Consider the following 23160-nt stretch of genomic DNA (forward strand, 5'->3'; position numbering starts at 1 on the left):
TCGTCTATTACGCACCTATATCAACACAAGCGTGACAAAATTACCTCGCTTGCTGGGTTTCGAGATTTTGCGGAGATTTTCATGACGACAAATGTGGCACTGGTTGGACTGGCGCGCGATCTCGCAGCGCGGGCTGAAACCGGCAAGCCGATCCGCATCGGTCTTATCGGCGCTGGCGAAATGGGCACCGACATCGTAACCCAGGTCGCGCGGATGCAGGGCATTGAGGTCGGCGCGCTTTCCGCCCGCAGGCTGCCCAACACCTTCAAGGCTGTCCGCACCGCCTATGGCGACGAGGACAACGCGCAGGAAACCGCCACCCAGTCCGCAATGACCCGCGCCATCGAAGCGGGCAAGATCGCCGTCACCGACGACAATGACCTGATCCTTTCCAACCCGCTGCTCGATGTCATCATCGATGCGACCGGCATTCCGGAAGTGGGTGCGGAGACCGGCATCAAGGGCCATCCGCAACGGCAAGCACCTCGTCATGATGAATGTGGAAGCCGATGTCACCATCGGCCCTTACCTCAAGGCCGAGGCCGACAGGCAGGGCGTGATCTATTCGCTGGGCGCAGGCGACGAGCCTTCATCCTGCATGGAGCTGATCGAATTCGTTTCCGCCATGGGCCACAAGGTCGTGGCTGCTGGCAAGGGCAAGAACAATCCGCTCAATTTCGATGCGATACCCGACGACTATCAGGAGGAGGCCGACCGCCGGAACATGAATGTCCGCCTGCTGGTGGAATTTGTCGATGGCTCCAAGACGATGGTCGAAATGGCGGCGATTGCCAACGCCACCGGCCTTGTGCCGGATATTGCAGGCATGCACGGCCCCAGGGCAGCAATCGACGAGTTGAACCGCACCCTGATCCCGAAGGAGGACGGCGGCGTCCTGAACAAAACCGGCGTGGTCGATTATTCCATCGGGCGTGGCGTGTCGCCCGGCGTCTTCGTCATCGCGAAGATGGAACATCCCCGCCTTGTGGAGCGTCTGGAAGACCTGAAAATGGGCAAAGGCCCCTATTTCACCTTCCACCGTCCTTTCCACCTCACCTCGCTGGAAGTGCCGCTGACGGTTGCCCGGGTCGTGCTGCACGGCAAGACCGACATGGTGCCGCTGCCGAAGCCTGTGGCAGAAGTGTGCGCCGTCGCCAAGAAGGACTTGCGGCCCGGCGATCATCTGGATGCCATCGGCCAATATTGCTACCGCTCATGGATCATGACGACACCGGAGGCCCGCGCGGCCAAAGCCATCCCCTGCGGCCTGCTGCAGAACGGCACGGTCCTCGCGCCGATCCGCAAGGGCGAACTCATCACCTATGCCAATGCGGCCCCGAAGCCCGGCTCGAAGATCGCCGAACTGCGGGCATTGCAGGACAAGATGATCTACGGCTGAAGCCCAACCGAAAGCTTAAACAAAAAAGGCGGGTGCGAGCCGCCTTTTTTGTTTTCCAACCGGGCACCCCGGTCTTATGAGATTCGGGAAATAGCGTGCCGAAAATGGTGAGGTTCGAGAACCGGAGCGGAGTGTACTTAAAGTACATGAGCACCGGAAGCGCAGAACCACGCCATTTGCAGGCCGCCAGAACCCGAATATCAAAGACCTAATGATCGAGCGCCTTCACAATGCTCTCCACCATCTTCTTCGCGTCGGCAAAGAGCATCATGGTGTTGTCGCGGAAGAACAGCTCGTTTTCCACGCCTGCATAGCCCGAACCCATGCCGCGCTTGATGAACAGGACCGTGCCAGCCTTGTCGACATCGAGGATCGGCATGCCGAAGATCGGTGACTTCGGATCGGTCTTCGCCGCCGGATTGGTGACGTCATTCGCGCCGATCACGAAGGCAACATCGGCCTGCGCGAATTCCGAATTGATGTCTTCCAGTTCGAACACTTCATCATAAGGCACGTTGGCTTCGGCCAGAAGCACGTTCATGTGCCCCGGCATACGGCCCGCGACCGGATGGATGGCATATTTGACTTCCACGCCTTCCGCCTTGAGCTTGTCGGCCATTTCGCGTAGCGCGTGCTGGGCCTGTGCCACGGCCATGCCATAACCCGGCACGATGATGACCTTGGAAGCATTCTTCATGATGAAGGCCGCATCGTCGGCAGAACCCTGCTTGACCGGACGCTGCTCCACCTCGCCGCCGCTGGCAGCGGATGTATCACCGCCAAAGCCGCCGAGAATGACCGAGATGAACGAGCGGTTCATGCCCTTGCACATGATGTAGCTGAGGATCGCACCGGACGAGCCGACCAGCGCGCCTGTGATGATCAGCGCCAGATTGCCGAGCGTGAAACCGATGCCTGCCGCAGCCCAGCCCGAATAGGAATTGAGCATGGACACGACAACCGGCATGTCCGCGCCGCCAATCGGAATGATGATGAGCACGCCGAAGGCAAGCGCCAGCAGCACGATCAGCCAGAACACGAAATGGCTTTCCGTGTTGGTGAGCACGACGATCAGCAGCACGATCGCCACGGCCAGAGCCGCATTGATGACATGGCGTCCCGGCAGCATGATGGGCTTGCCCGACATGCGTCCATCGAGCTTCAAAAAGGCGATGATCGAGCCGGTGAAGGTGATCGCGCCGATGGCGACGCCGAGCGACATTTCGACCAGCGCCTGACCGTGGATCTGGCCCACTTCGCCAATCCCGAACGAATGCGGCGAATAAAGCGCGGCAGCGGCCACCAGAACAGCGGCAAGACCGATCAGCGAGTGAAAGGCGGCAACAAGCTGCGGCATGGCCGTCATGGCGATGCGGCGCGCGATGATCGCACCGATGCCGCCGCCAATGGCGATGCCGATGACGATCAGGACCAGACCGCCGAAGCTCGGACGCGCCAGCAACAATGTGGTGAGGATGGAAATCCCCATGCCGATCATGCCGTACATATTGCCCTGACGGCTGGTCGTGGGATGCGACAGGCCGCGCAGCGCCAGAATGAACAGCACGCCGGAGACGAGATAAAGGAAGGCTGCGAGATTGACGCTCATGACTACTTCACAGCCTCCATGGTTTCGCTGGAAAATTCGACAGACGCAAATTCGGGATAGACCTGCCGCAGAATTGCGATCTGCTGCGCTTCACTGACGCGGACCAGATACCAGTCACCTGAATCCAGCATGGCCAGCGTGTCCCCTCTGACCACCATCTTGTTGCCGGTCAACCCGGACGCCGTGACCGTCTCCATCGGGATTAGCGCATAAGGCTCGCCATTCGGCAGCTCGTGCGTCGCGGCGGCGGAGAAGTCCATGTCGAAATCCTCGATCTTCACCAGCGCCATCGACGCCTTGGTCATATCCACCATGACGCCGCGCAACGTATCGACGTCGATATTCGCCTGCTTGGCGTAGAATTCCATCAGGCGTGGAGGAATGGTCTTCGTGATGATGTCGTAATCGCCCGTCCGCATGGCCTTGTTGAAGTCCACGACCGTGGTTTCAAGTTTCTGCTTCTCGGTACTCGTCAGACTGCGCGCCTGCGCGACGAAAACAGGGCTGGCGAGAAGCATGACGTAAAGGACAAATCTGGAGAGAATTCTCATCGTCCGTCCTTCTTCTTGTACATAGCGAGCATGCGCTGGGTGACCAGAAAGCCGCCGAAGATGTTGACGCTGGCAAGGATCAGCGCGATGAAACCGAAGCCGGTTGCCCAGCCGGAAAGCGACAGGCCGACGGCCAGCAGCGCACCCACCACGATCACCGATGAAATGGCGTTGGTCACGGCCATCAAAGGCGTGTGCAGCGCGGGCGTGACCGACCAGACGACGTAATAGCCGACGAAAATCGACAGGATGAAGATCGCGAAGCGAAACACGAACGGGTCGATTGCGCCGCCCGATGCGGCATGCGCGGCAGCAGCCGCCGCATCGCCCAGACCGCCCGCATTTTCCGCGGCCTGACGCACGGCGTCTGCGGCCTGGTTCAGGCTCTCAAGAGCTTTATCGAGACTAGTTTCGGCCATTATGCCTCTCCTCCATCAACTGGAGACTTGGGGGATGAAGAAGACTTTGCAGCAGCCTTCGGTGCTTTTGCAGGCGCTTTCTTCGCCGTTTCCTTCGCCGTTTTCGGGGCAGCAGGTTTCGCTGCATCGCCGACGACTTCTGCCTTTGCAGCCCTGGGCTTCGGTGCGGCTTTCGGTTTTGCAGCCGGTTTTGCAACAATGGGCGTGGCTACAGCAGGCGCAGCCTCAGCCTTGGCAAAAGCCGGATGGAGGATTTTGCCCTGATGGGTGAGAAGCGTCGCCTTCACCAGCTCTTCTTCCGGATCGATTTTCAGAAGCTTCGTTTCCTTGTCGACCAGCGTTTCGACGAAGGCGATCAGGTTGCGCGCGTAAAGCTGCGAGGCGCTTGCCGCAATGCGGCCCGGAACGTTGAGATGGCCGACGATCTTGACGCCGTTCATATCCGCAATCTGGCCAGCGACAGCGCCTTCGACATTGCCGCCGCGCTCGACCGCGAGATCGACAAGCACCGAGCCGGGGCGCATCGAAGCGACCATTTCCTTCGATACCAGCCGCGGTGCCGGACGGCCCGGAATGAGCGCCGTGGTGATGACGATATCCTGCTTGGCGATGTGGTCGGCAACAAGTGCCGCCTGTTTCGCCTGATATTCCTTCGACATTTCCTTGGCATAGCCGCCAGCGGTTTCCGCTGCCTTGAACTCTTCATCCTCGACCGCGATGAATTTCGCGCCAAGCGAGGCGACCTGTTCCTTCGCAGCCGGGCGAACGTCGGTGGCGGTCACGACGGCCCCAAGGCGACGGGCCGTTGCAATGGCCTGAAGACCGGCAACCCCTGCCCCCATCACGAACACCTTGGCGGCAGGCACGGTGCCAGCCGCCGTCATCATCATCGGCATGGCGCGGTCATAGGTTTCCGCCGCGTCGATCACCGCCTGATAACCGGCGAGATTGGCCTGCGAAGACAATACGTCCATCACCTGCGCACGGGTGATGCGCGGCATGAATTCCATCGTGAAGGCAGAAATGCCAGCTCTGGCAAGCGCCGCAACGGCATCTTCATGGCCGTAAGGATCGAGCATGGCGAAGAGCGCCGCGCCAGATTTATACCCTTTCAGTTCCGCATCGGAGGGGCGGCGCACTTTCAGGACGACATCCGCCGTTCTCGCATCCGCCACCGTGCCGATGCGGGCACCGACTGCGGTAAACTCGGCATCGGGAATGCGCGATTTCTCGCCCGCGCCTTTTTCCACCACGACATCGAAACCGAGCGCGATGAATTTCTTCACCGTCTCCGCCGACGCCGCGACACGGCTTTCATTGGGGTCGCTTTCTTTCGGGATAAATAACGTCTGGGCCAAGCTGGTTTCCCTTTCGTGGCGTTCTTCCGGGATTGATTCCGGTCATGCACAGTTACGAGCTTCCGGGGCGAAGCCCGTTCAAATAACCTGAACTATAGACATGCATAAAACCTCGGCACGGTATTCCATGCCAAGGCATTCGATCAAATCGTGCGGGTTGACCCCGGTTCGCGCTTCAGTTCAACGATACTGCGCCGGAAGCTGAAATCCGGCGGCAGTGGTCACGAAAGAATGAACCAGGCAGCGACACAGACTAGGATGAAAAGAACGGTCGCGGAGAAGAAACCACCAGCAAAAAAGCCGAACGCCATGGCAATCATAAGGGCGATAAGCGCCACCGTGCTCCATTTAACCAGGCCCGTGAAACCGGCATAAGTTTTCTCATGCTCGGAATAGTCCATCGGTGCGCCAAGTTCAGCCGGAGCCGTCGTATGATGTTCTGCCATTTTAGTTCCACCCATTTAAAGCATGTCTCCCAATAGTGGGAACCGGTTTTGGGACAAAGACATGCGTGAAAACAAGATTAAAGCGCAACACGCTTTAAAATTTCCGCCCATACACCGTCATGTTAAGCGGAAATGCCTGCAATCTTCAATGTGCGAGCGAACAAACCAATGCATTGACCGCAAGGCTTTTCGTCGCAGCTACCCTCTCTCCGCAGAAGCGGTTCCGCAATCTTCGTAAAGCGAAACTGCCCTTCTGGCTATATTTAATTGTTTAAGCTCCGGCGATGTTTTCAGATTCCTATATGCCGAGTCCGGTATATTTCGCCGTCGGCAGGATTGTCAGCGGCACGGAACTGTCCCGCATGTCGGCAAACATGGCGCGGCGCTCATGCGGCTGCGACTTGAAGAACGGAAAGCGCACGGCCACCGCATCGCGGATATTGCGGATGGGTGCAGCGCCGAGCCCCACCCTGATTCCATAGCCTTCATGCTCGCGGGCATCGGCCATGACCGAAGTGCCGAAAATGCGCTTGTAAAAGGCCATATGCTCGGGCTTCACCGAGGCAAGGCATTGATCCGCCGCGAAAAATTCCGACGCCATCGCCGCGATGCGCAAGGTGATATAGGGAATGGCGGGATATTCGCTCAACAGTTCCGGATCGGCGGCAAAGCGGGTCGGATCGACAAAATGCATGCCGCTGTTGAGCAGCGGGTCGAGGATATCCGGGAAAAGCGCATAGCTCGTGCCGCGACGATGATCGGGCGTGATATGATGGATGCGCAGCGTGCTGACCAGTTGCCCATCCACATGCACGCCATAGACGAAAGCATGGCTGTCACGGTCGATATCATCGACGATGGACGGCACTTCCGCCTCGTGCATCACATTGCGCGTGCGGTAGGAACGATAGCGCAGGCGGCCGATTTCCTCGAGGTCCTCCGCATGTACGATACGGCGATATTCCACCCGGTCGAGAAACTGCAACAGCTGCCGCGCAAAATTGGACAATGGCGGTTTATCGCCTGTAACAGCTGTATTCGTCATGCAATCGATTTTTCCGCACCCCGCAAATCAGTGTGCAGAATATGCGCCTTTATCAGCATGTAAAGATATAACTTTGTGCCCTGCCTTTTTGTCGCCGCACAATGAACGTTCGTTCGCCACAATTGAGGTGGGCTTTTACGCAGGAATATCCGGCAAAAAGTGCAAAATGGCCCGATTACGGGCCATTTCAGGGTTCTGCCTTAATTTGAAAAAGGCTCTTCAAAGTGCGTTGGCGATCGCCTGAAACGCATGCATGGTTTCGTCTTTCATATCCTGCCCATCGACATTGTAACTGGCATGGGCAGAGGTCTTGGCAATCACCACACGCCTGGCGGGATTGACATAGATGAACTGCCCATAGATGCCGGCAGCGCTGAAATCGCCCTGCCAGTCAACCGGCGTCCACCACTGATAGCCATAGCCGAACGGAATCTTGCCGAACGCATCCTCGCGGCCGGGCATCAGATAGGGCGCATCCGGCGTCACCGAATCATGCACCCACTGCGCGGGCACGAGTTGCTCGCCCTTGAAGTTGCGGCCTTCGTTGAGATAGAGCAGCCCGAACCGCGCATAATCGCGCAGCACGGCATTCATCCCGCCTGCTGCGGCAGCCTCCCCGGTCGGGTCGACGATCCAGAAGGCATCGGCTTCGGCGCCAAGCTTCGACCAGAGCCTGTCCTTCATGTAATCCTGCAAGGGAATGCCCGTCGCGCCTTCCAGAACCAGCCCGAGGGCCTGCGTATCCGACGAAACGTACTGGCTAAGCGTTCCTTGCGGACGCACGCTTTTCAGATGCGCGGTGAAATTCGTGATCGAGCCGGTCAAAAGCTCCACGGCATAACGGACAATATCGGAATTGAGATCGCCATAGTTCTCGTTGAAGCCGATGCCGGATGCCATCTGCAGCACGTTCTTGACCGTCACACCCTTGTAGCCGCCTTCGGCCAGCACCGGCGCATAGCGGTCGACCGGCTGGCCGATATCGATCAGGCCATCCCGGACGGCATTGCCGATAAGGAAGGAAACGACTGATTTTGAAACGGAAAATGCGATGGACTGGGTGGCCTGGCTGTTGCCGTGGTCATATTGCTCGTGGACGATGACGCCATCCTTGAGGACGATGAGGCCGGTGGTGCCGCCGCGCTCCAGCCAGTCGGAAATCTTTCGGGTTTCGCCCTTGTAGACGAAAGTTTCCGGCAGGGGCTGCTCCGCCTTGGCAAGCGGGCTGACCTCGCCTTCATGCGGAATGCGCACGGACGGATAACGCTTGTAGACATTGCGGAAATTTTCAAAAATCTCCGGCCCCTTGAACATCTGGGCATATTGATAGACGGCCCAGGTTTCATGGATTTTCTTCCAGAAGACCGCCGTGCCGACACCGGCAACAACAACCAATGCGACCAGAACGTATAAAGTATAACGATACAATCGTTTCATTAGCCTCCCCTCAAACAACAAGATTGAGCCGAATATATTTTCTATAAGCACATGAATGAATACTTATATTCACTCCTCCAATCTATTATGAGCATGATAGCTCCCCGGAAGAATATCCCTATTATTCAGATTTATTCAGATTTATGTGTACTATAAATGAACCGCTGCAATGCACTGCGGAGAATACCGGGTAAAGCGCTTTTGCAGCGCAGCCCTCACCTTGCAAGGCACGCGCCCGAACGGTTCAAGTGGGGCGACTGGCGGGGGCGATCTGGCGGGGCGTTTAAGCCTGAAAGATTCAGCCCGAACGATCAGGCGGAATCGCAGCCGCTTCATTTCCTGTTTTCTGAAGTGTTCCGCCTGAAAGGCGGCAATGGGCAAGCCCGCTCAGGCGACGGTTCGCCCACCATCGCGGCGCGCTGCGGCCTTCGCGGTCATGGCGCTGATTGCCTCCATCGGCACCGGCATGCCGAGCAGATAGCCCTGGACGAGATCGGCGCCCGCCGCCACGCGGATCAGCGCAAGCTGTTCCTCGGTTTCGACACCTTCGACCGTCACGCCGAGCCCCAGCTCGTGCGAAAGCTGGGTGACGCCGCGAAGCAGCATCAGCGACCGCCGGTCGGTGGTGATGTCGCGCACGAAGGAGCGGTCGACCTTCACCTTGGTCAGGGGCAATGTATTGAGATAGCTGAGACTGGAATAGCCGGTTCCGAAATCGTCGAGCGCGATATTGATCCCGGCATTCTTGAGCCGCTGCAACACCATCGACGTCTTGTTGCGGTCCGAAATGATGGCGCTTTCCGTCACTTCCACCTCGAGCCGATGCGCCGGAAGCCCGGATTTCTGCAAGGCATTGGCGATATCGCGGGCAATGTCGTTGCTTTTCAGGTCGATGGCCGACAGGTTGACGGAAACGCCGATGCGGTCGCCCCATGACAGGCAGTCGGCGCAGGCCTGCTCCAGCATGAAGCGGGTTATGTCGGTGATGATGCCCATTTCCTCGGCAAGCGGAATGAATTCGGCAGGCGGCACGAAGCCAAGCTCCGGGTGCTCCCACCGCGCCAGCGCCTCACATGCGACAACGCGCAGGGACTGCGCGCTGACGATGGGCTGGTAGACGACCTTGATCTCGCCGTGATTGATGGCGAGCCGCAGATCCGCCTTGAGTTTCTGGCGTCCGCGATATTTGGTGTCCATCGCATCGACGAAGACCGACCAGGATTTTTCTTCCGTGCTCTTGGCTTCGTAAAGCGCCAGGTCGGCATTGATATGCATGCTGCCGACATCGGACCTTTCGACATTTTCTATCGCCACGCCCGCGCTGATATCGATCTGGACCTGATCGCCGTCGAGATCGTAAACCCCGGTCGCCACCGCCATGATGTGGTCCATCACCCCGGCAATATCGGCCTCGCCGCGCAGGTTGAAGACAAACACCACGAACTCGTCGCCGCCGAAGCGCGATGCAACGAAGCGCTGCGGATCGAGCGAGTTCAGCCTTTCGGCGAACAGGCGCAACAGCACATCGCCCGTATGATGCCCCAGCGTGTCGTTGACATGCTTGAAATGGTTGATGTCGATGACGATGAGCGCAACCTGCGTTCCCTTCTTCTGATGGGGACGCAGCGACCGCACCATGGTCTCGAAATAATTGCGGTTCGGCAGGCCGGTCAGGCCGTCATAGCGCGCCATATGCTGGATGCGCGCTTCCGCTTCCACGCGCTGCGTCACATCCTCGAACATCAGGACCGCCCCTTCATTGAGGGTCTGGTTGCCGATGCATTCGATATAACGCTGGTTTGAAAGCTGGAAAATGTCGCGGGCGCGCTTGCCGATCAGGAGGTCCTGCATGCGCACATGCACGCTTTTCAGGTCGGTCTGCGGAAACAGCCCCTTCTTGGCGCAATAGCGCAGAAGGACATCGAGCTTGCGGCCATGCAGCTTGGTATGCTCGGCAATCTGCAGCATCGCCTTGGCCTTGTTGTTGATGACGGCGATGCGCTGCTGGCTGTCGAACATCAAGAGGCCCTGCGGCATGTTGTTGAGCGCCGCATCGAAACGCCCGGCCACGATGGACAGGCGGCGCTTGCCCATGACCGCCGCGAAGAGAAATTCGCGCAACCCGTTGGCCATCTGGATGTTGGACAGGAAATACGGGATCAGCAGCAGGCCGATGATGACGTGAAACGGCGTCCCCGCCAGAATGAGTCCGGCCAGAACGGGAAGGAGCGTGCAGGCCGACATCAGGATGACGGCCTTTGCCGAAGCATAGTTGCGGCCCACGATGGAAACGACCGAGGCAAGCAGCACGGTCAGGCTGGCAAGTTCGGCGAAGGAATCCCGCAGCACGAAGCTTGAGAAGAAACATAACATGCCGAGCGTCAGGCACACGGCGGATGCGCCGATCAGATAGCGCGTCTCCCACCGGTCGAGATCGGCATGGGAAAGCGGCTGCTGCCTTGCCTGATCGAACTTGTGCATGTCGAAGATGCGGCCGACCGCCACGATGGCGAAGACGCCGGCAAACATCAGATAGCGCCAGTCGTCGGTTTTCACATAGATGACGACACAGGCTACAACGTGCGCGAGCAAGCCGAACCAGAGCGTCGTACGATTACCATACAGCGCTCTGAGAAAAGATAGCCGCACATCTGCAGGTATCTCAGGTTTACGGCTTTGCCACATTCGATGCATTTAATCCCTTGTATGGGGCAGCAATATCGCACCAATGACTTAAAAATATCTTTCGGGATATTAAACCACAAGCTGTCATGCCGACCACCATAAGATGTATTCAGATGTTTTTTAAGGAAAACCATAGACGCACAACCCCCGTCCGGCAATTACAACCAGAGGCATGTATTGTTTTAGTTGTCCTAATATTACTGAAACAGCCATAATTGGAGAACAGCGCAGGTTAGTTGTCGCGTTGCGGAGAATTAATCCAGATTAGTCACGATGGATATTCTGCCGCCAGAGTCCCGCCTTTTAGAGAAAAATCCTGCCATCCAAGGTCTCGCGGCGGGAAATAACCGCAAGAAGCTTCCCAACTCTGTCAGAGTTGGTGCCCCCCATCGACGGTGATGATCGAACCGGTCATATAGCGGCTGGCGTCGGAGGCCAGCATCAGCACAACCCCGTCCAGATCCTGCGGCTCGCCAAGGCGCCGCATCGGGTTTCGCCCTTTGAAGTAGCCCCCTGCCGGTCCCTGCAACTGTTCTTCATTGATTCGCGTTGGAAACCAGCCCGGCGAAATCGCGTTGACGCGAATATCGTGCGCGGCCCATTCCAGCGCCAGCGCCCGCGTCATCTGCGTCACGCAGGCCTTGGACATGGAATAGGCGGCAGCGCCCTTCTGCGGACGCTCGCCCAGAATGCTGGTCGTGTTGACGATGGAGCCGCCCTCGCCATGCCGGATCATGCGGCGCGCCGCTTCCTGCGCCACGAAAAAGGCACCGGCGACATTCACCTCGAAAATATGTTCGAGCATGTCGCGCGTCGTATCGAGCGCGCGCGCCATATGCGCAACGCCGGCATTGTTGAAAAGCGCCGTAATCGGTCCGAAACGCGCTTCCGCTTCATCGAAAGCACGGACGATTTCATCCGGATGGGTCACATCCGCCATGATTTCCAGCACTTCGCCGCCCGACGGGCAAATACTTTCCCCTGCATGGGTGCGCGAGATCGAAATCACATGCGCACCGTGCCCTGCCAGCACATGGACCATCCTGAGGCCCAACCCTGAAGAACCACCCGTCACGGCAATGACCTTGCCCCTGACGGAGAAAAGCTGATCGTCAGTCATTCATCCCCTCAACTGCCAATCCGTCTTTATTCATTCCTAGATTATCGGAAGCAGCATTTGAACCATCTTCGACCGTAAAAATCAGTCCAAATCAACACAATACACAGAAGGCACAATCAAAAGACCTATCGTAGAGCCGCAGGACGACACCTGTTCGTGATTGCGCGCGCCATTGCGGAGAAGTAAGGAACAGAGCAAACAGGGCATTTCCAGTTCGAGCTGGACCGCTGGGAATGCCCTTTATCTTTGTTTCTAGGCATTACCTCACGCAAAGCCGCTTCATATTCCGAATGGTGGAAACGAACCCTATGCCCAAGACTTCTCGCCCTCTCGTCGCCGTACCGACTGATGTGAAGCCATTTGAAAACTACACCTGGCACGCCGCGCCGGAACAATATCTGGCAGCCGCCATCGATGTTGCGGGTGTGACCCCGCTTCTGGTGCCGAGCTTCGGCGACCGGATGGACCTCGACGCCATTCTGGATGCGGTGGACGGCCTTCTCGTCACCGGTTCCAAATCGAACGTTCACCCTGCCCTTTACGGCGTGGAGCCGAATCCGGCCTTCGAGCCTTATGACAATGCCCGCGACGCGACATCGCTGCCGCTGATCCGCGCCGCCATTGAAAAGGGCGTTCCGGTTCTGGCCATCTGCCGCGGCATACAGGAACTGAACGTCGCGCTGGGCGGCACGCTCGCCACCGAAATCCAGGAGCTGGAAGGCCGGATGGACCACCGCGCGCCGGAATCGGAAAGCCAGGCGGAGCGTTTCGCCATCCAGCATCCGATCAAGCTGAACCCCAACTCATGCCTCGCGGAAATCCTGAAGGAAGACAGCGTGCGGGTGAACTCCGTCCACCGGCAGGCGATCGACAGGCTTGCGCCGCAGCTTGAGGTCGAAGCCGTTGCGGAAGACGGAACCATCGAAGCCGTCTCGGTAAAGAATGCGAAGGGATTTGTGGTCGGCGTCCAGTGGCACCCGGAATACTGGGTGCATTCCGATGCCCCTTCCCGCAAGATCTTCGAGGCGTTCGGCGATGCAGTGCGCCGACGCAGATTAGGGGAATAGGGGAATAGGGGAATAGGGGAATAGGGGAATAGGGGAATAGGGGAATAGGCTAGTCAGGCTGAAACGTCTGTTCAAGTGCCTCCTTTACCTACTCCCCTACTGCCTTACTCCCTTACTCCCTTAACGTGACCCGTCTCCGGCACGGGCGTCAGCGCCTCACCAGTGTCGAACCACGCGATGAGATTGTCGATCACCAGATTGGCCATGTCGCGGCGGGTCCGGACCGAGGCGGAGCCGATATGCGGCAGGAGAACCGTGTTCGGCGCATCGAGCAATGCCTGCGGCACATGCGGCTCGTTTGCGAAGACGTCGAGACCGGCAGCGGCAATCGTTCCGTTCTGCAGCGCTTCGGCAAGCGCTTCTTCATCCACCACCGAACCGCGTCCGATATTGACGAGCACGCCTTCCGGTCCGAGCGCCTTCAGCACGTCCGCATTGACGGCCTTGGCCGTTTCCGCGCCGCCCGGCGCTACCAGAATGAGCGTGTCGACGGCTTCGGCCAGTTCCTTGAGGCTCGGATGATATTCGTAGGCGACATCCGGCGACTTGCGGCGATTGTGATAGGCAACCGGCAGGCCGAATGCCTCGATGCGCCGGGCGACCGCCTTGCCGATGCGGCCAAGGCCGAAAATGCCGACCTTGCGCCCACGCAGCGAAAGCCGGGACAGCGGATAGCGGCCTTCCTTCACCCAGTTGCCGGCGCGCAGGAATTCCTGCGACTTCGACAATTCGCGCACCGTGTCGATCAGGAGGCCGATGGTCGTATCCGCCACTTCCTCGGTCAGCACGTCCGGCGTGTTGGTGACCATGACATTGTTCGCACCGGCATGTTTCGCATCCACCGCGTCATAGCCGACGCCGAAATTGCCGATGATTTCGAGATTGGGCAAGGCGTCGATCAGCGCCGCATCGACGGTCGACATGCTGGCGATGCCCTTCACGTCTTTCGCCCAGGCGGCATCGAGAAGCGCCGTGTCGCCGCGCGCGATACGCTGGACATTGAACTCGCCCGAAAGCCTCTGCACGGCATAGTCGTCGAAATTGCCGAGCACCAGAATTGTCGCGTCGCGTTTTGTCATGGCATTCCTCATGCGTAGAGCATTTCCAGCAAAAGTGCGCTGCGGTTTTGCTTAGGATAATGCGTAAAGAAAACCGACCCCTGAAAGACAGCCGGTGCGGGGGAAATCAGCCGTGTTTCGGCTTGGACGTCGATTGCCGGATATGCAGTTCCGGCTTGATGAGTTCCTGCATCGAGGACACCTCGACGCCGTTCAACTGGTCGAGCAGCGCGCGCGCCGCACGGCGCCCCACCTCACGCTGGCCGTTCCAGACGGTCGTCAGCGCTGGCGTCGCAATGGCGGCTTCCTCCAGATCGTCATAGCCGGTCACGGAAATGTCCTCGCCCGGCACCAGCCCGGCGCGGGCAATGCCGTTCATCAGGCCGATGGCCGTCAGGTCGTTCCAGCAGACCGCCGCCGTCGGCTTGTCCTTCAGCGCCAGAAATTGCGGCGCGACCTCAAAGCCGCCCTGCTTCGTGCGCGGCCCGGCGATGCGCCAGTCGGGACGAACCTCAAGCCCGGCCTTTTCCATGGCCTGCACATAGCCGCGATAGCGGTCGCGGCCCGTCGAGGTCTGGTCGGTGCCGCCGATCATGGCGATGCGCGTGTGCCCGAGCGAAATCAGGTGATTGGTGGCAAGGCCGATGCCATAGGCGTCGTCGCCCCGGAAAACCGGCGCATGAACACCCTCGACGCTGCGCGCGATCAGCACGACCGGCAGGCCGTTATCTTCGGCAAGCTGGATATCTTCCGGCGGGGTGCCGATGGCGGGCGACATGATGACCCCGTCCGCGCCGAGCTGCAAAAGCGTATCCATGAAGGTGCGCTGCTTTTCCAGCTGGTCGTAATGGTTGGACAGGATGAAGGTCTGCCGCGACCGGTCCAGTTCCGTTTCGATGGATTTGAGGATTTCCGCGAAGAACGGGTTCATGATGTCATGCACCACGACGCCGACAATGCCGGAACGCGAGGTGCGCAGGCTCGCAGCGCGACGGTTATAGATATAACCGATGGCGCGGGCATGTTCCTTGATCTTCTCGCGGGTCTGGTCGGCAACGAGGGGGCTGTCGCGCAAAGCGAGCGAAACTGTGGCTGTCGAAACACCAAGCGCGTCAGCGATGGTCGATAGCTTTATTTTCTGGGCCAAGTCGCCTCCCCCAATTGGTCCGTGCCGCAGTCGGAGACGCAGCCGCAACCTGACAAGGCAGGACGCGACCGTTCGTCCTGCGAACGGTTATGCCATTGCCATCCTTGAATTGGAAGCATTTTCGATAGCACGCAACCTGAAAAGTGTTTCACGGTTTCCCGCCAAGATGCGCGTCAAAACAAATAGTTAGAGCTGGAGAAAGGGCGGACTTATTCCACCTCGTCCTCTTCCAGCGCTTCCGTTTCCGCTTCTTCCGCAAGGCGCACGACGCCACGAAGCGCAAGATTGCTCTCCATCCGGCTCAGCATCTTGAGGAAGGTCTTGCGATCCTTCTTGTCGAGGCCTTTCAGCATGTCCTTCTCGGTCTTGCGAATGGACTTCTCGATTGCCTTGATGGTCTCCAGACCAGCCTGCGTGAGATAGATATGCGACTGGCGCTGATCGGTTTCCGAGGCGCGCTTGGCGACGAAACCCTGGCTTTGCAGGCGTGCGATGGTTTTGGTGATGGTGGGCGGACGCACACCCAGGCGCTGCGCCAGAACGCCGGGCGTCAGCCCGTCCTCGGCCGCCAGTTGCAGCATGACCGCATCCTGCCCCGCATAGAGACCCTGCTCCAGAAGCCGCGTGGCCAGCACCGTCCGCGACAGCCTTGCCACGGATTGCAGCCGGTAAAGTACAACCGCCTTATTGTCCTTGCTCATCGCCACCTCGCCCTTGTTTCTTTGGAGCACATCCCCGAAAAGCGAAACGGTTTCGGACGAGGTGCCTGTTCAAAATAAACTATTTCCTGTCGCCTGATCGATAGTCCCGTCCATTCATATATCGTAAAATATTGTCCGACTTATGAAACAACAAGGCCCGGTTGCTGTCATGGCTAACGAGCGTTAGGGTCTCAGGCTCGAAGAAAAGAATAAAGCGAGGAAAACATGACCGATCTGCGCGAGCAAAACAGCGACATGATTGTCGTCCTGCCCCTTGGCGCTCACGAACAGCATGGGCCTCACCTGCCGTTTGAAACGGATACGATCATCGCCGAAGGCATTGTCGCGCGCGTCAGCGATGCGCTGCCCGCCGACCTCAACGTCAATTTCCTGCCCGCCCAGCCGGTCGGCTATTCCATCGAGCACATGGACACGGAAGGAACCCAGAGCCTCGCCTATGCCGAGGCCGTGAACCAGTGGATCGGCATCGGTGAAAACCTTCACGCGGGCGGCATCCGCAAACTGGTCATGCTGAACGCGCATGGCGGAAATTCGCCCCTGATGACGATTGTCGCCACAGAGCTGCGCACACGGCTCGACATGCTTGCCGTTGCCACGAGCTGGACCCGCTTCGGCCTGCCGGAAGGCCTGATCACGCCAGAGGAGAAAGCGCTCGACATTCACGGCGGCTTCATCGAGACATCGGTGATGCTGGCCCTGCGCCCCGATCTGGTGGACATGTCGAAGGCGCGCAATTTCTCCAATGCCCAGTCACGCTATGCCGAGGAGTTCAGGTTCCTGCGCGCCTATGGCCCGCATGCCTTCGGCTGGAAGATGCACGATCTCAACCCGGAAGGCGTTGCCGGCAACGCCGCCGCCGCAACCGCGGAAGCCGGGGAAAAGCTGATCGCCAACGCGGTCGCCGGTTTCATCGACCTGCTGCGCGATGTCGACAGGTTCGATCTCGCCCGGTTCAAATCGCAACGTCTCGCCAGTCAGGCGAGCTGAGCCCGGATATATCGGGATGGGCACGCTCGTCGCACGAAGAGAACATGCCGAGGCATGGGCGCAATTGCGCCATGCGCTCTGGCCCGATACCAGCCTTGAGCAGCATCTGCAGGAGATTTACGAGACGCTCGATCAGGATGACCCCGATGCCGTAACATTCATCGCGGAAAGCGCTGGCGGTCAGATCGCAGGCTTCGCGGAGGCAGCGTTGCGGCGCGACTATGTCAACGGCTGCGAGACATCGCCTGTCCTGTTCCTCGAGGGAATCTACGTGTCTCCCGAATATCGCCAGCGTGGCACCGCGCGCTTGCTTTGCGAGGCAATCGCAAACTGGGGCCGGGAGAAAGGCTGCACCGAATTTGCCTCCGACGTTCTGCTTGAAAACCGGGACAGCCAGAGCTTTCACACGGCGCTGGGTTTTGATGAAACGGAGCGGGTGATCTTCTATCGGAAACTTCTTTAAAGGGGTGAGATCTGACGTCTGCATACGGCAAGCTTCGGGAAAAGCCACTGCCATCATCGTGAACGACGAGAATGTAATATTATAGCATTGCATATGGCATTCACGCCGCCCTTCCCTTATATGAATTGTCCTATCCGGGGTTTTGGTGCCGTGCCGCTTCGCGCTGGCTGCCCTTGACCCCGACTTCACAAGGCCACAACTTCAAGAGGCATGACCATGAGCCAGGCTGAAGCCCAAACCGAAGCTCCGTCTGAAACCAAGACGACCACTGAAGCTGGCCGCATCCCCGTGACCGTCCTGACGGGTTATCTGGGTTCGGGCAAGACCACCCTTCTCAACCGCATCCTGACCGAGAACCACGGCAAGCGTTATGCCGTCATCGTCAATGAATTCGGCGAGATCGGCATCGACAACGACCTGATCGTCGAGTCGGACGAAGAAATCTACGAAATGAACAATGGCTGCATCTGCTGCACCGTGCGCGGCGACCTGATCCGCGTGGTGGAAGGCCTGATGCGCCGCCCGGGCCGTTTCGACGCCATCATCGTCGAAACCACCGGCCTTGCCGACCCGGTTCCGGTCGCGCAAACCTTCTTCATGGATGACGACGTGCGCGCCAAGACCGGCCTTGATGCGGTTGTCGCCCTTGTCGATGCCAAGCACCTGCCGCTGCGCCTGAAGGACAGCCGCGAGGCGGAAGACCAGATCGCCTTTGCCGACGTGGTGCTCATCAACAAGACCGACCTTGTCACGCCGCAGGAACTGGCCGCCATCGAGGCGACCGTGCGCGCCATCAACCCGCACGCCATCATCCACCGCACCGAGCGCGCCTCCATCCCGCTCGACCGGGTGCTGGATCGCGGCGCATTCGACCTCAAGCGCGTTCTGGACAACGATCCGCATTTCCTCGACCACGACCATCCCGACCACGTATGCGGGCCCGACTGCGATCACGATCACCATGATCATGACCATCATGGACACCATCACCATGCGCATGATCACGACCATGATCATCACCACGACCACGACCATGTATGCGGCCCTGATTGCGATCATGACCATCATCACCACCACGATCACGCCTCGCCGATCCATGATGTGACGGTGAAGTCGGTATCGCTGAGGGCGGGTGAAATCGACCCGGCGAAATTCTTCCCGTGGATACAGAATATCACCCAGACGCAGGGACCGAACATCCTGCGCCTCAAGGGCATCATCGCTTTCAAGGACGACCCGGACCGCTATGTGGTGCAGGGCGTGCACATGATCATCGAAGGCGATCACCAGCGCGCCTGGAAGGAAGACGAAAAGCGTGAAAGCCGCCTCGTCTTCATCGGACGCGAACTCGACCCCGCCGCCCTGAAGGCCGGTTTCGAGAACAGCCAGGCGAAATAAGCCTCCGGTTCGGACCGAACCGGGAGCGCCTCCTGTTTCATCTTGCGCATTTCCAGTAACCGCTCCAAAGCTTTGCTGGAAATGCCCTCATCAATAAACAATACCGGAAGCCGATGCCTACAGTAGCTCCGCTCGACCTTGAAGGTCATTGTCTTTATGCGCGCTTTGTCGGCGGCATTCCCTTCTTCGCCATGGCCGATGGCGCGATCCATCAGCTCAACAATGGAAGCAGGACCTCTGCCGCCCATGACGGACTGTTGAGCGCGACCGTTTCCGTTGATGGAAAGTCGCTCATCACCGGCGGCGAAGACGGTCGCGTGTGCCGTACCGACGTCGATGGAACGGTGAGCGAACTTGCAAAGGTTCCGCGCAAATGGATGACCGCTGTCGCAGCAGGCCCCGGCGGAACTGTCGGTTTTGCGTCCGGCCGCACAGCGTGGGTGCGCACGTCCGACGGCAAGGTGCAGGAATTTGCGCAGGAACGCAGCGTCGAAGCCATCGCCTTTGCGCCGAAGGGCCAGCGGCTGGCGATTGCACGCTATAACGGCGCAACGCTGATCTGGACCGGCACGGCGGCAAAGCCCGTCGAACTGGAATGGAAAGGCGCGCATATCGGCGTGATCTTCTCGCCCGATGGCCGCTTCCTCATCACCTCGATGCAGGAAAATGCGCTGCATGGCTGGCGTCTCGAAGATACCAAGCACATGCGCATGACCGGCTATCCGGCCAAGGTGAAGGACTGGTCGTGGAGCGCCAAGGCCAAGTGGCTCGCCACTTCCGGCGCGCCTGCGGCAATCGTCTGGCCTTTTGCGGGCAAGGACGGCCCGATGGGCAAGGCTCCGCTGGAGCTTGGCCTTCGCGGCGACAGCATGGTGACATCGGTTGCCTGCCACCCGGTCGAGGACATTGTGGCCATTGGCTATAATGACGGCATGATCCTGATCGCACGTTTCGCCGACAGCAAGGAAGTCCTCCTGCGCCGCCCCGGCAAGGGCGCAATCACCAGCATGGGCTGGGACGAGCACGGCCACCGCCTCGTCTTCGGCTCGGAGGCCGGGGATTGCGGTGTGGTTTCGATAGCCGATTAGGGCAGTAGGGCAGTAGGGCAGTAGGGCAGTAGGGCAGTAGGGCAGTAGGGCAGTAGGGCAGTAGGGCAGTAGGGCAGTAGGGCAGTAGGGCAGAGAAGGCTATGTGCGTTGCGGTCGTCCGCAAGCCAAACATACTCCCCTACTCCCTTATTCCCCTACTCCCTTAACATACTGCCTTATTGCCCTACTGCCTTTTCATGGAGACCGCCGGTGCGCCATCCGGTCCGAGCGACGCGACCCATTGGCTGATGGCCGCGACATCCTTTTCGCCCAGCATATGATCCGCATCGATGGTGCGGGCGTCGACGCGCGCGCCGCCGGAGCGCAGAAGCGCTGAAAGCGCCGGCGCGAAGGGCGAATAGAGCTTGTCATCCTCGCCCGTAATGGTGAGAACGCGCGCCTTGCTCAGATTGGCGGCGGGCGCATTGTCTAGAACCGGCATCGAGCGCATGAGGACAGCGCGTTTCACCAGATCGGGGTGGAGCATCATCGTCGCCGCCAGAAGATTGGCGCCGTTCGAATAGCCCACGAAAGTTGCGTGGGTAAGGTCGAGTTCCTTGTCGTCGGCCAGTCGCGTGAGGAAGGTCACGAAGGCATTGGCTTCGAGCTTGATGTCCTTCTGGTCGAATTTTACGGGCGTGATGCGCTTGTACCAGCGCGTGCCGCCATCCTGCATCACGCGGCCACGAATGCCGAGCAGCGTGGCCCGCGGCCAGATTTTGGATGCCATCGGCACGAGGCTGGTTTCGTTTCCGCCCGAACCGTGCAGCAGGATCACCAGTTCACTGGAGGCGTTTTCCGGCTTGTAGAAGCGATGGATGAACTGCCTGCTGCGCGAAAAATTCTGTTCCGGCGTCGTTTCCGTGTCCATCTTCTTCTCGCGCATTGTCACGCCTTCACCCAGCTTGGGAGCGCCCTGCTCTTCTTTCATCGATGCGGCGATGGCGCTCAGGGCCTTGCCCTGACCATTGGTCGAAACGGGCTGTCCCTCAGCCAGAGCCGAGCCAGCCGCCACCGTGAATGCAGCTGCCGCCAAAGCGGCCATAAACATCTTCTTTACCATGATCTCAACATAGCCAATGAGACGTTAACGAAGGTTTGAAGGCAGCTCTTCCCGGGTGCGTCCCCACCCCTGCCGGCGATAGCGAATTTAGTCCGAAGTCGCTCGTTCGGTTGCGCTAATGTAATGCGGTTAACAGCAGAGTTTTAGCGAGAATATGGCAGAACGCACGAAAAGTTACATCGTGTTACAATTCTGTTACGCACTCACGCGGCTTCAACAATGCGTGACCACCGCGCTGGCCGCAGATTATCCATGCTTTTGACGCCTTTACGTGGAATCATGTCTGCAACTTGAGGGTCAATCATTTTGGAAGTGGGAACGACAATGAGCAGCTTCAAACCGGGGCGTTTTTCATCCGCCCGCCTCACTTATGATGCGGTGACGCCCAAAAGCCTCTATCTCAACCGCCGCGCCTTCATGGTCGGCGCCGGTGCTCTCGCTGCCGCTGGCATTGCCTCTTCGGCTTTTGCCGAACCGCTGAAGGCCAAGGCTTCCACCTATAAGGTGGACGAGAAGCTGACGCCGCAGGATGCCGTAACGACCTACAATAATTTCTACGAGTTCGGCACGGACAAGAGCGACCCTTCCGCCAATTCCGGCAATTACAAGCCGCTGCCCTGGAAGCTCACCGTCGACGGTCTTGTCAAGCAGCCGAAGGAATTCGACATTCAGGACCTGATTGCCCGGATGCCGCTTGAAGAGCGCATCTATCGGATGCGCTGCGTCGAGGCCTGGTCGATGGTCATTCCGTGGATCGGATTTCCGCTCGCAAGCCTGCTGGCGCAGGTGGAACCCCTCGGTTCGGCCAAGTACATCGCCTTTACCGGCCTCGTGCGACCGGAGGAAATGCCGGGCCAAACCGGTCTCTTTCAGGTGCTCGACTGGCCCTATATCGAGGGCCTGCGTCTCGATGAGGCCATGCATCCGCTGACCATCCTCTCGGTCGGCCTTTACGGCGAGACATTGCCCAATGCGAACGGCGCGCCGATCCGGCTCGTGGTGCCGTGGAAATACGGCTTCAAGGGGATCAAGGCGATCACCAAAATCAGCTTCGTCGAAAAGCAGCCGCCAACCTCGTGGCAGCAGCAGGCCGCCAACGAGTATGGTTTCTACGCCAACGTGAACCCGGAGGTCGACCATCCGCGCTGGAGCCAGGCGACCGAACGGCGCATCGGCGAAGGCGGCTTTCTGGGCTCGGGCCGACGCCCGACATTGCCGTTCAACGGCTATGGCGAGGAAGTCGCATCGCTTTATGCGGGCATGGACCTGAAGGTGAATTACTGACATGGCGGCAGCGACCCGGACAGAGCGGAAGAAAACAACCCGGCCCGGTGAATGGAAAATCTGGCTGCTTTACGCGGTCGGTTTCGTCCCGGCTGTCTGGACCTTCTATCTGGGCGCAAGCGGCAATCTCGGCGCCGATCCGGTCAAGACTTTTGAACACACGCTCGGCCTGTGGGCGCTGCGCTTCCTCATTCTCACCCTCATGGTCACGCCGATCCGCGACCTGACCGGCATTGCGCTGCTGCGCTACCGCCGGGCGCTCGGTCTCCTCGCCTTCTATTATGCGCTGATGCACTTCGCCACCTACATGCTGCTGGATCAGGGCCTGAACATCTCCGCCATCGTCACCGATATCGTGCGGCGGCCCTTCATCACCATCGGCATGATCAGCCTTGTGCTGCTGGTGCCGCTGGCGCTGACTTCCAACAACTGGTCGATCCGCAAGCTCGGGCGGCGCTGGAACAGCCTCCATAAGCTGGTCTATGTGGCAATCGCAGGCGGCGCGATCCATTTCATCATGTCGGTGAAAAGCTGGCCCGCCGAACCGGTCATCTATGCCGGGATCGTCGGCGCGCTGCTGCTGTGGCGTCTGGTGCGTCCGCACGCCCCGAAACCGCAAGCCTGTTTCCCGCCCGCGTGGCGAAGCAATCGCGGCAAAGAAATAAGCCGCCAGCGAGAGCCTTTTTGCAAGAATTCTAATATAGAATCTAAATTTCGTGTTCCCACACTTACCCCCATGACATGACGATGCAAATCATGTCAGTATCGCCGCGATTTCCGCACACGGAATAGTTCCCGGCGGCGGCAACTGACG

Annotated in this window: 20 protein-coding genes and 1 pseudogene; 8 read left to right on the forward strand and 13 right to left on the reverse strand. The window is 59.1% G+C overall.

Annotated features, from left to right (window positions below; genetic code table 11):
- Positions 1 to 81: 81 nt before the first annotated feature.
- Positions 82 to 1399 (forward strand): annotated as a pseudogene (locus OINT_RS09260) (1-deoxy-D-ribulose 5-phosphate reductoisomerase).
- Between the two features lie 208 nt (positions 1400 to 1607).
- Here the strand turns inward: OINT_RS09260 and OINT_RS09265 are convergent.
- The 9 genes from OINT_RS09265 to OINT_RS09305 form a co-directional block, all read right to left on the reverse strand.
- Positions 1608 to 3008, reverse strand: coding sequence for an NAD(P)(+) transhydrogenase (Re/Si-specific) subunit beta (locus OINT_RS09265; RefSeq protein ID WP_006467543.1), 1401 nt, complete (start codon positions 3006 to 3008; stop codon positions 1608 to 1610).
- Positions 3009 to 3010: 2 nt separating this feature from the next.
- On the reverse strand, positions 3011 to 3559 hold the full coding sequence (locus OINT_RS09270) for a hypothetical protein (RefSeq protein WP_006467544.1): 549 nt from the start codon (positions 3557 to 3559) through the stop codon (positions 3011 to 3013).
- Positions 3556 to 3978 (reverse strand): proton-translocating transhydrogenase family protein, encoded by a 423-nt coding sequence (locus OINT_RS09275; RefSeq protein ID WP_006467545.1) that lies wholly within the window; start codon positions 3976 to 3978, stop codon positions 3556 to 3558. The genes OINT_RS09270 and OINT_RS09275 overlap by 4 nt, the downstream gene beginning before the upstream one ends.
- Positions 3978 to 5336, reverse strand: coding sequence for a Re/Si-specific NAD(P)(+) transhydrogenase subunit alpha (locus tag OINT_RS09280; RefSeq protein WP_006467546.1), 1359 nt, complete (start codon positions 5334 to 5336; stop codon positions 3978 to 3980). Before OINT_RS09280 ends, OINT_RS09275 begins: the two co-directional genes overlap by 1 nt.
- 221 nt (positions 5337 to 5557) lie before the next feature.
- The gene (locus OINT_RS09285) at positions 5558 to 5782 is read right to left on the reverse strand and encodes an aa3-type cytochrome c oxidase subunit IV (protein ID WP_006471190.1); all 225 of its coding nucleotides are present in this window, start codon (positions 5780 to 5782) and stop codon (positions 5558 to 5560) included.
- A gap of 298 nt (positions 5783 to 6080) precedes the next feature.
- The gene (locus OINT_RS09290; RefSeq protein WP_006467548.1) at positions 6081 to 6827 is read right to left on the reverse strand and encodes an N-acyl amino acid synthase FeeM domain-containing protein; all 747 of its coding nucleotides are present in this window, start codon (positions 6825 to 6827) and stop codon (positions 6081 to 6083) included.
- 219 nt (positions 6828 to 7046) lie between these two features.
- Positions 7047 to 8264, reverse strand: coding sequence for a serine hydrolase domain-containing protein (locus OINT_RS09295; protein ID WP_006471192.1), 1218 nt, complete (start codon positions 8262 to 8264; stop codon positions 7047 to 7049).
- Between the two features lie 387 nt (positions 8265 to 8651).
- The gene (locus OINT_RS09300) at positions 8652 to 10949 is read right to left on the reverse strand and encodes a putative bifunctional diguanylate cyclase/phosphodiesterase (RefSeq protein ID WP_039852753.1); all 2298 of its coding nucleotides are present in this window, start codon (positions 10947 to 10949) and stop codon (positions 8652 to 8654) included.
- 370 nt (positions 10950 to 11319) lie between these two features.
- Complete coding sequence (locus OINT_RS09305) at positions 11320 to 12069, reverse strand: SDR family NAD(P)-dependent oxidoreductase (protein WP_006467551.1); 750 nt, start codon at positions 12067 to 12069, stop codon at positions 11320 to 11322.
- 308 nt (positions 12070 to 12377) lie between these two features.
- Here OINT_RS09305 and OINT_RS09310 point away from each other — a divergent pair, with 308 nt between their 5' ends.
- On the forward strand, positions 12378 to 13136 hold the full coding sequence (locus OINT_RS09310) for a gamma-glutamyl-gamma-aminobutyrate hydrolase family protein (protein ID WP_006471196.1): 759 nt from the start codon (positions 12378 to 12380) through the stop codon (positions 13134 to 13136).
- Positions 13137 to 13240: 104 nt separating this feature from the next.
- Here the strand turns inward: OINT_RS09310 and OINT_RS09315 are convergent, their stop codons facing one another.
- The 3 genes from OINT_RS09315 to OINT_RS09325 form a co-directional block, all read right to left on the reverse strand.
- Entirely contained in the window at positions 13241 to 14215 is a 975-nt protein-coding gene (locus OINT_RS09315) for a 2-hydroxyacid dehydrogenase (RefSeq protein ID WP_006471198.1), read from the reverse strand.
- A gap of 106 nt (positions 14216 to 14321) precedes the next feature.
- Positions 14322 to 15341 carry a LacI family DNA-binding transcriptional regulator gene (locus OINT_RS09320; RefSeq protein WP_006471199.1) on the reverse strand — a complete coding sequence of 340 codons (1020 nt, stop codon included), beginning with the start codon at positions 15339 to 15341 and terminating at the stop codon, positions 14322 to 14324.
- Between the two features lie 209 nt (positions 15342 to 15550).
- On the reverse strand, positions 15551 to 16042 hold the full coding sequence (locus tag OINT_RS09325; RefSeq protein ID WP_006471200.1) for a MarR family winged helix-turn-helix transcriptional regulator: 492 nt from the start codon (positions 16040 to 16042) through the stop codon (positions 15551 to 15553).
- Positions 16043 to 16267: 225 nt separating this feature from the next.
- Here OINT_RS09325 and OINT_RS09330 point away from each other — a divergent pair, with 225 nt between their 5' ends.
- From OINT_RS09330 to OINT_RS09345, 4 genes are all read left to right on the forward strand, one after another.
- On the forward strand, positions 16268 to 17050 hold the full coding sequence (locus OINT_RS09330; RefSeq protein WP_006467556.1) for a creatininase family protein: 783 nt from the start codon (positions 16268 to 16270) through the stop codon (positions 17048 to 17050).
- Positions 17051 to 17066: 16 nt separating this feature from the next.
- Complete coding sequence (aac(6'), locus tag OINT_RS09335; RefSeq protein WP_006471201.1) at positions 17067 to 17513, forward strand: aminoglycoside 6'-N-acetyltransferase; 447 nt, start codon at positions 17067 to 17069, stop codon at positions 17511 to 17513.
- Between the two features lie 216 nt (positions 17514 to 17729).
- On the forward strand, positions 17730 to 18911 hold the full coding sequence (locus OINT_RS09340; RefSeq protein ID WP_031346844.1) for a CobW family GTP-binding protein: 1182 nt from the start codon (positions 17730 to 17732) through the stop codon (positions 18909 to 18911).
- 113 nt (positions 18912 to 19024) lie between these two features.
- Complete coding sequence (locus OINT_RS09345) at positions 19025 to 19999, forward strand: WD40 repeat domain-containing protein (RefSeq protein WP_006467558.1); 975 nt, start codon at positions 19025 to 19027, stop codon at positions 19997 to 19999.
- Positions 20000 to 20183: 184 nt separating this feature from the next.
- On the opposite strand, the gene OINT_RS09350 is transcribed toward OINT_RS09345, so the two are convergent.
- Complete coding sequence (locus OINT_RS09350; protein ID WP_006467559.1) at positions 20184 to 21062, reverse strand: alpha/beta hydrolase; 879 nt, start codon at positions 21060 to 21062, stop codon at positions 20184 to 20186.
- A 324-nt stretch (positions 21063 to 21386) separates the two neighbouring features.
- On the opposite strand from OINT_RS09350, the gene msrP reads away from it, so the two are divergent.
- The gene (gene msrP, locus OINT_RS09355) at positions 21387 to 22346 is read left to right on the forward strand and encodes a protein-methionine-sulfoxide reductase catalytic subunit MsrP (RefSeq protein ID WP_006472302.1); all 960 of its coding nucleotides are present in this window, start codon (positions 21387 to 21389) and stop codon (positions 22344 to 22346) included.
- Between the two features lies 1 nt (position 22347).
- Positions 22348 to 23091, forward strand: a complete 744-nt coding sequence (msrQ, locus tag OINT_RS09360; protein ID WP_006467561.1) for a protein-methionine-sulfoxide reductase heme-binding subunit MsrQ — start codon at positions 22348 to 22350, stop codon at positions 23089 to 23091.
- The last annotated feature ends 69 nt before the right edge of the window (positions 23092 to 23160 follow it).

Origin of the sequence: Brucella intermedia LMG 3301 (genome assembly GCF_000182645.1) — a bacterium.
GTDB classification, from domain to species: Bacteria; Pseudomonadota; Alphaproteobacteria; order Rhizobiales; family Rhizobiaceae; genus Brucella; species Brucella intermedia.

What these genes read in the sequence shown, in the direction of transcription:
- OINT_RS09310 (WP_006471196.1), top strand. Translation starts at nt 12,378, where the DNA reads ATGCCCAAGACTTCTCGCCCTCTCGTCGCCGTACCGACTGATGTGAAG.
- OINT_RS09270 (WP_006467544.1), bottom strand. Translation starts at nt 3,559, where the DNA reads ATGAGAATTCTCTCCAGATTTGTCCTTTACGTCATGCTTCTCGCCAGC.
- OINT_RS09345 (WP_006467558.1), top strand. Translation starts at nt 19,025, where the DNA reads ATGCCTACAGTAGCTCCGCTCGACCTTGAAGGTCATTGTCTTTATGCG.
- OINT_RS09350 (WP_006467559.1), bottom strand. Translation starts at nt 21,062, where the DNA reads ATGGTAAAGAAGATGTTTATGGCCGCTTTGGCGGCAGCTGCATTCACG.
- msrP (WP_006472302.1), top strand. Translation starts at nt 21,387, where the DNA reads ATGAGCAGCTTCAAACCGGGGCGTTTTTCATCCGCCCGCCTCACTTAT.
- OINT_RS09340 (WP_031346844.1), top strand. Translation starts at nt 17,730, where the DNA reads ATGAGCCAGGCTGAAGCCCAAACCGAAGCTCCGTCTGAAACCAAGACG.
- OINT_RS09305 (WP_006467551.1), bottom strand. Translation starts at nt 12,069, where the DNA reads ATGACTGACGATCAGCTTTTCTCCGTCAGGGGCAAGGTCATTGCCGTG.
- OINT_RS09275 (WP_006467545.1), bottom strand. Translation starts at nt 3,978, where the DNA reads ATGGCCGAAACTAGTCTCGATAAAGCTCTTGAGAGCCTGAACCAGGCC.
- OINT_RS09290 (WP_006467548.1), bottom strand. Translation starts at nt 6,827, where the DNA reads ATGACGAATACAGCTGTTACAGGCGATAAACCGCCATTGTCCAATTTT.
- OINT_RS09315 (WP_006471198.1), bottom strand. Translation starts at nt 14,215, where the DNA reads ATGACAAAACGCGACGCGACAATTCTGGTGCTCGGCAATTTCGACGAC.
- OINT_RS09330 (WP_006467556.1), top strand. Translation starts at nt 16,268, where the DNA reads ATGACCGATCTGCGCGAGCAAAACAGCGACATGATTGTCGTCCTGCCC.
- OINT_RS09285 (WP_006471190.1), bottom strand. Translation starts at nt 5,782, where the DNA reads ATGGCAGAACATCATACGACGGCTCCGGCTGAACTTGGCGCACCGATG.
- OINT_RS09325 (WP_006471200.1), bottom strand. Translation starts at nt 16,042, where the DNA reads ATGAGCAAGGACAATAAGGCGGTTGTACTTTACCGGCTGCAATCCGTG.
- msrQ (WP_006467561.1), top strand. Translation starts at nt 22,348, where the DNA reads ATGGCGGCAGCGACCCGGACAGAGCGGAAGAAAACAACCCGGCCCGGT.
- OINT_RS09300 (WP_039852753.1), bottom strand. Translation starts at nt 10,949, where the DNA reads ATGTGGCAAAGCCGTAAACCTGAGATACCTGCAGATGTGCGGCTATCT.
- OINT_RS09265 (WP_006467543.1), bottom strand. Translation starts at nt 3,008, where the DNA reads ATGAGCGTCAATCTCGCAGCCTTCCTTTATCTCGTCTCCGGCGTGCTG.
- OINT_RS09295 (WP_006471192.1), bottom strand. Translation starts at nt 8,264, where the DNA reads ATGAAACGATTGTATCGTTATACTTTATACGTTCTGGTCGCATTGGTT.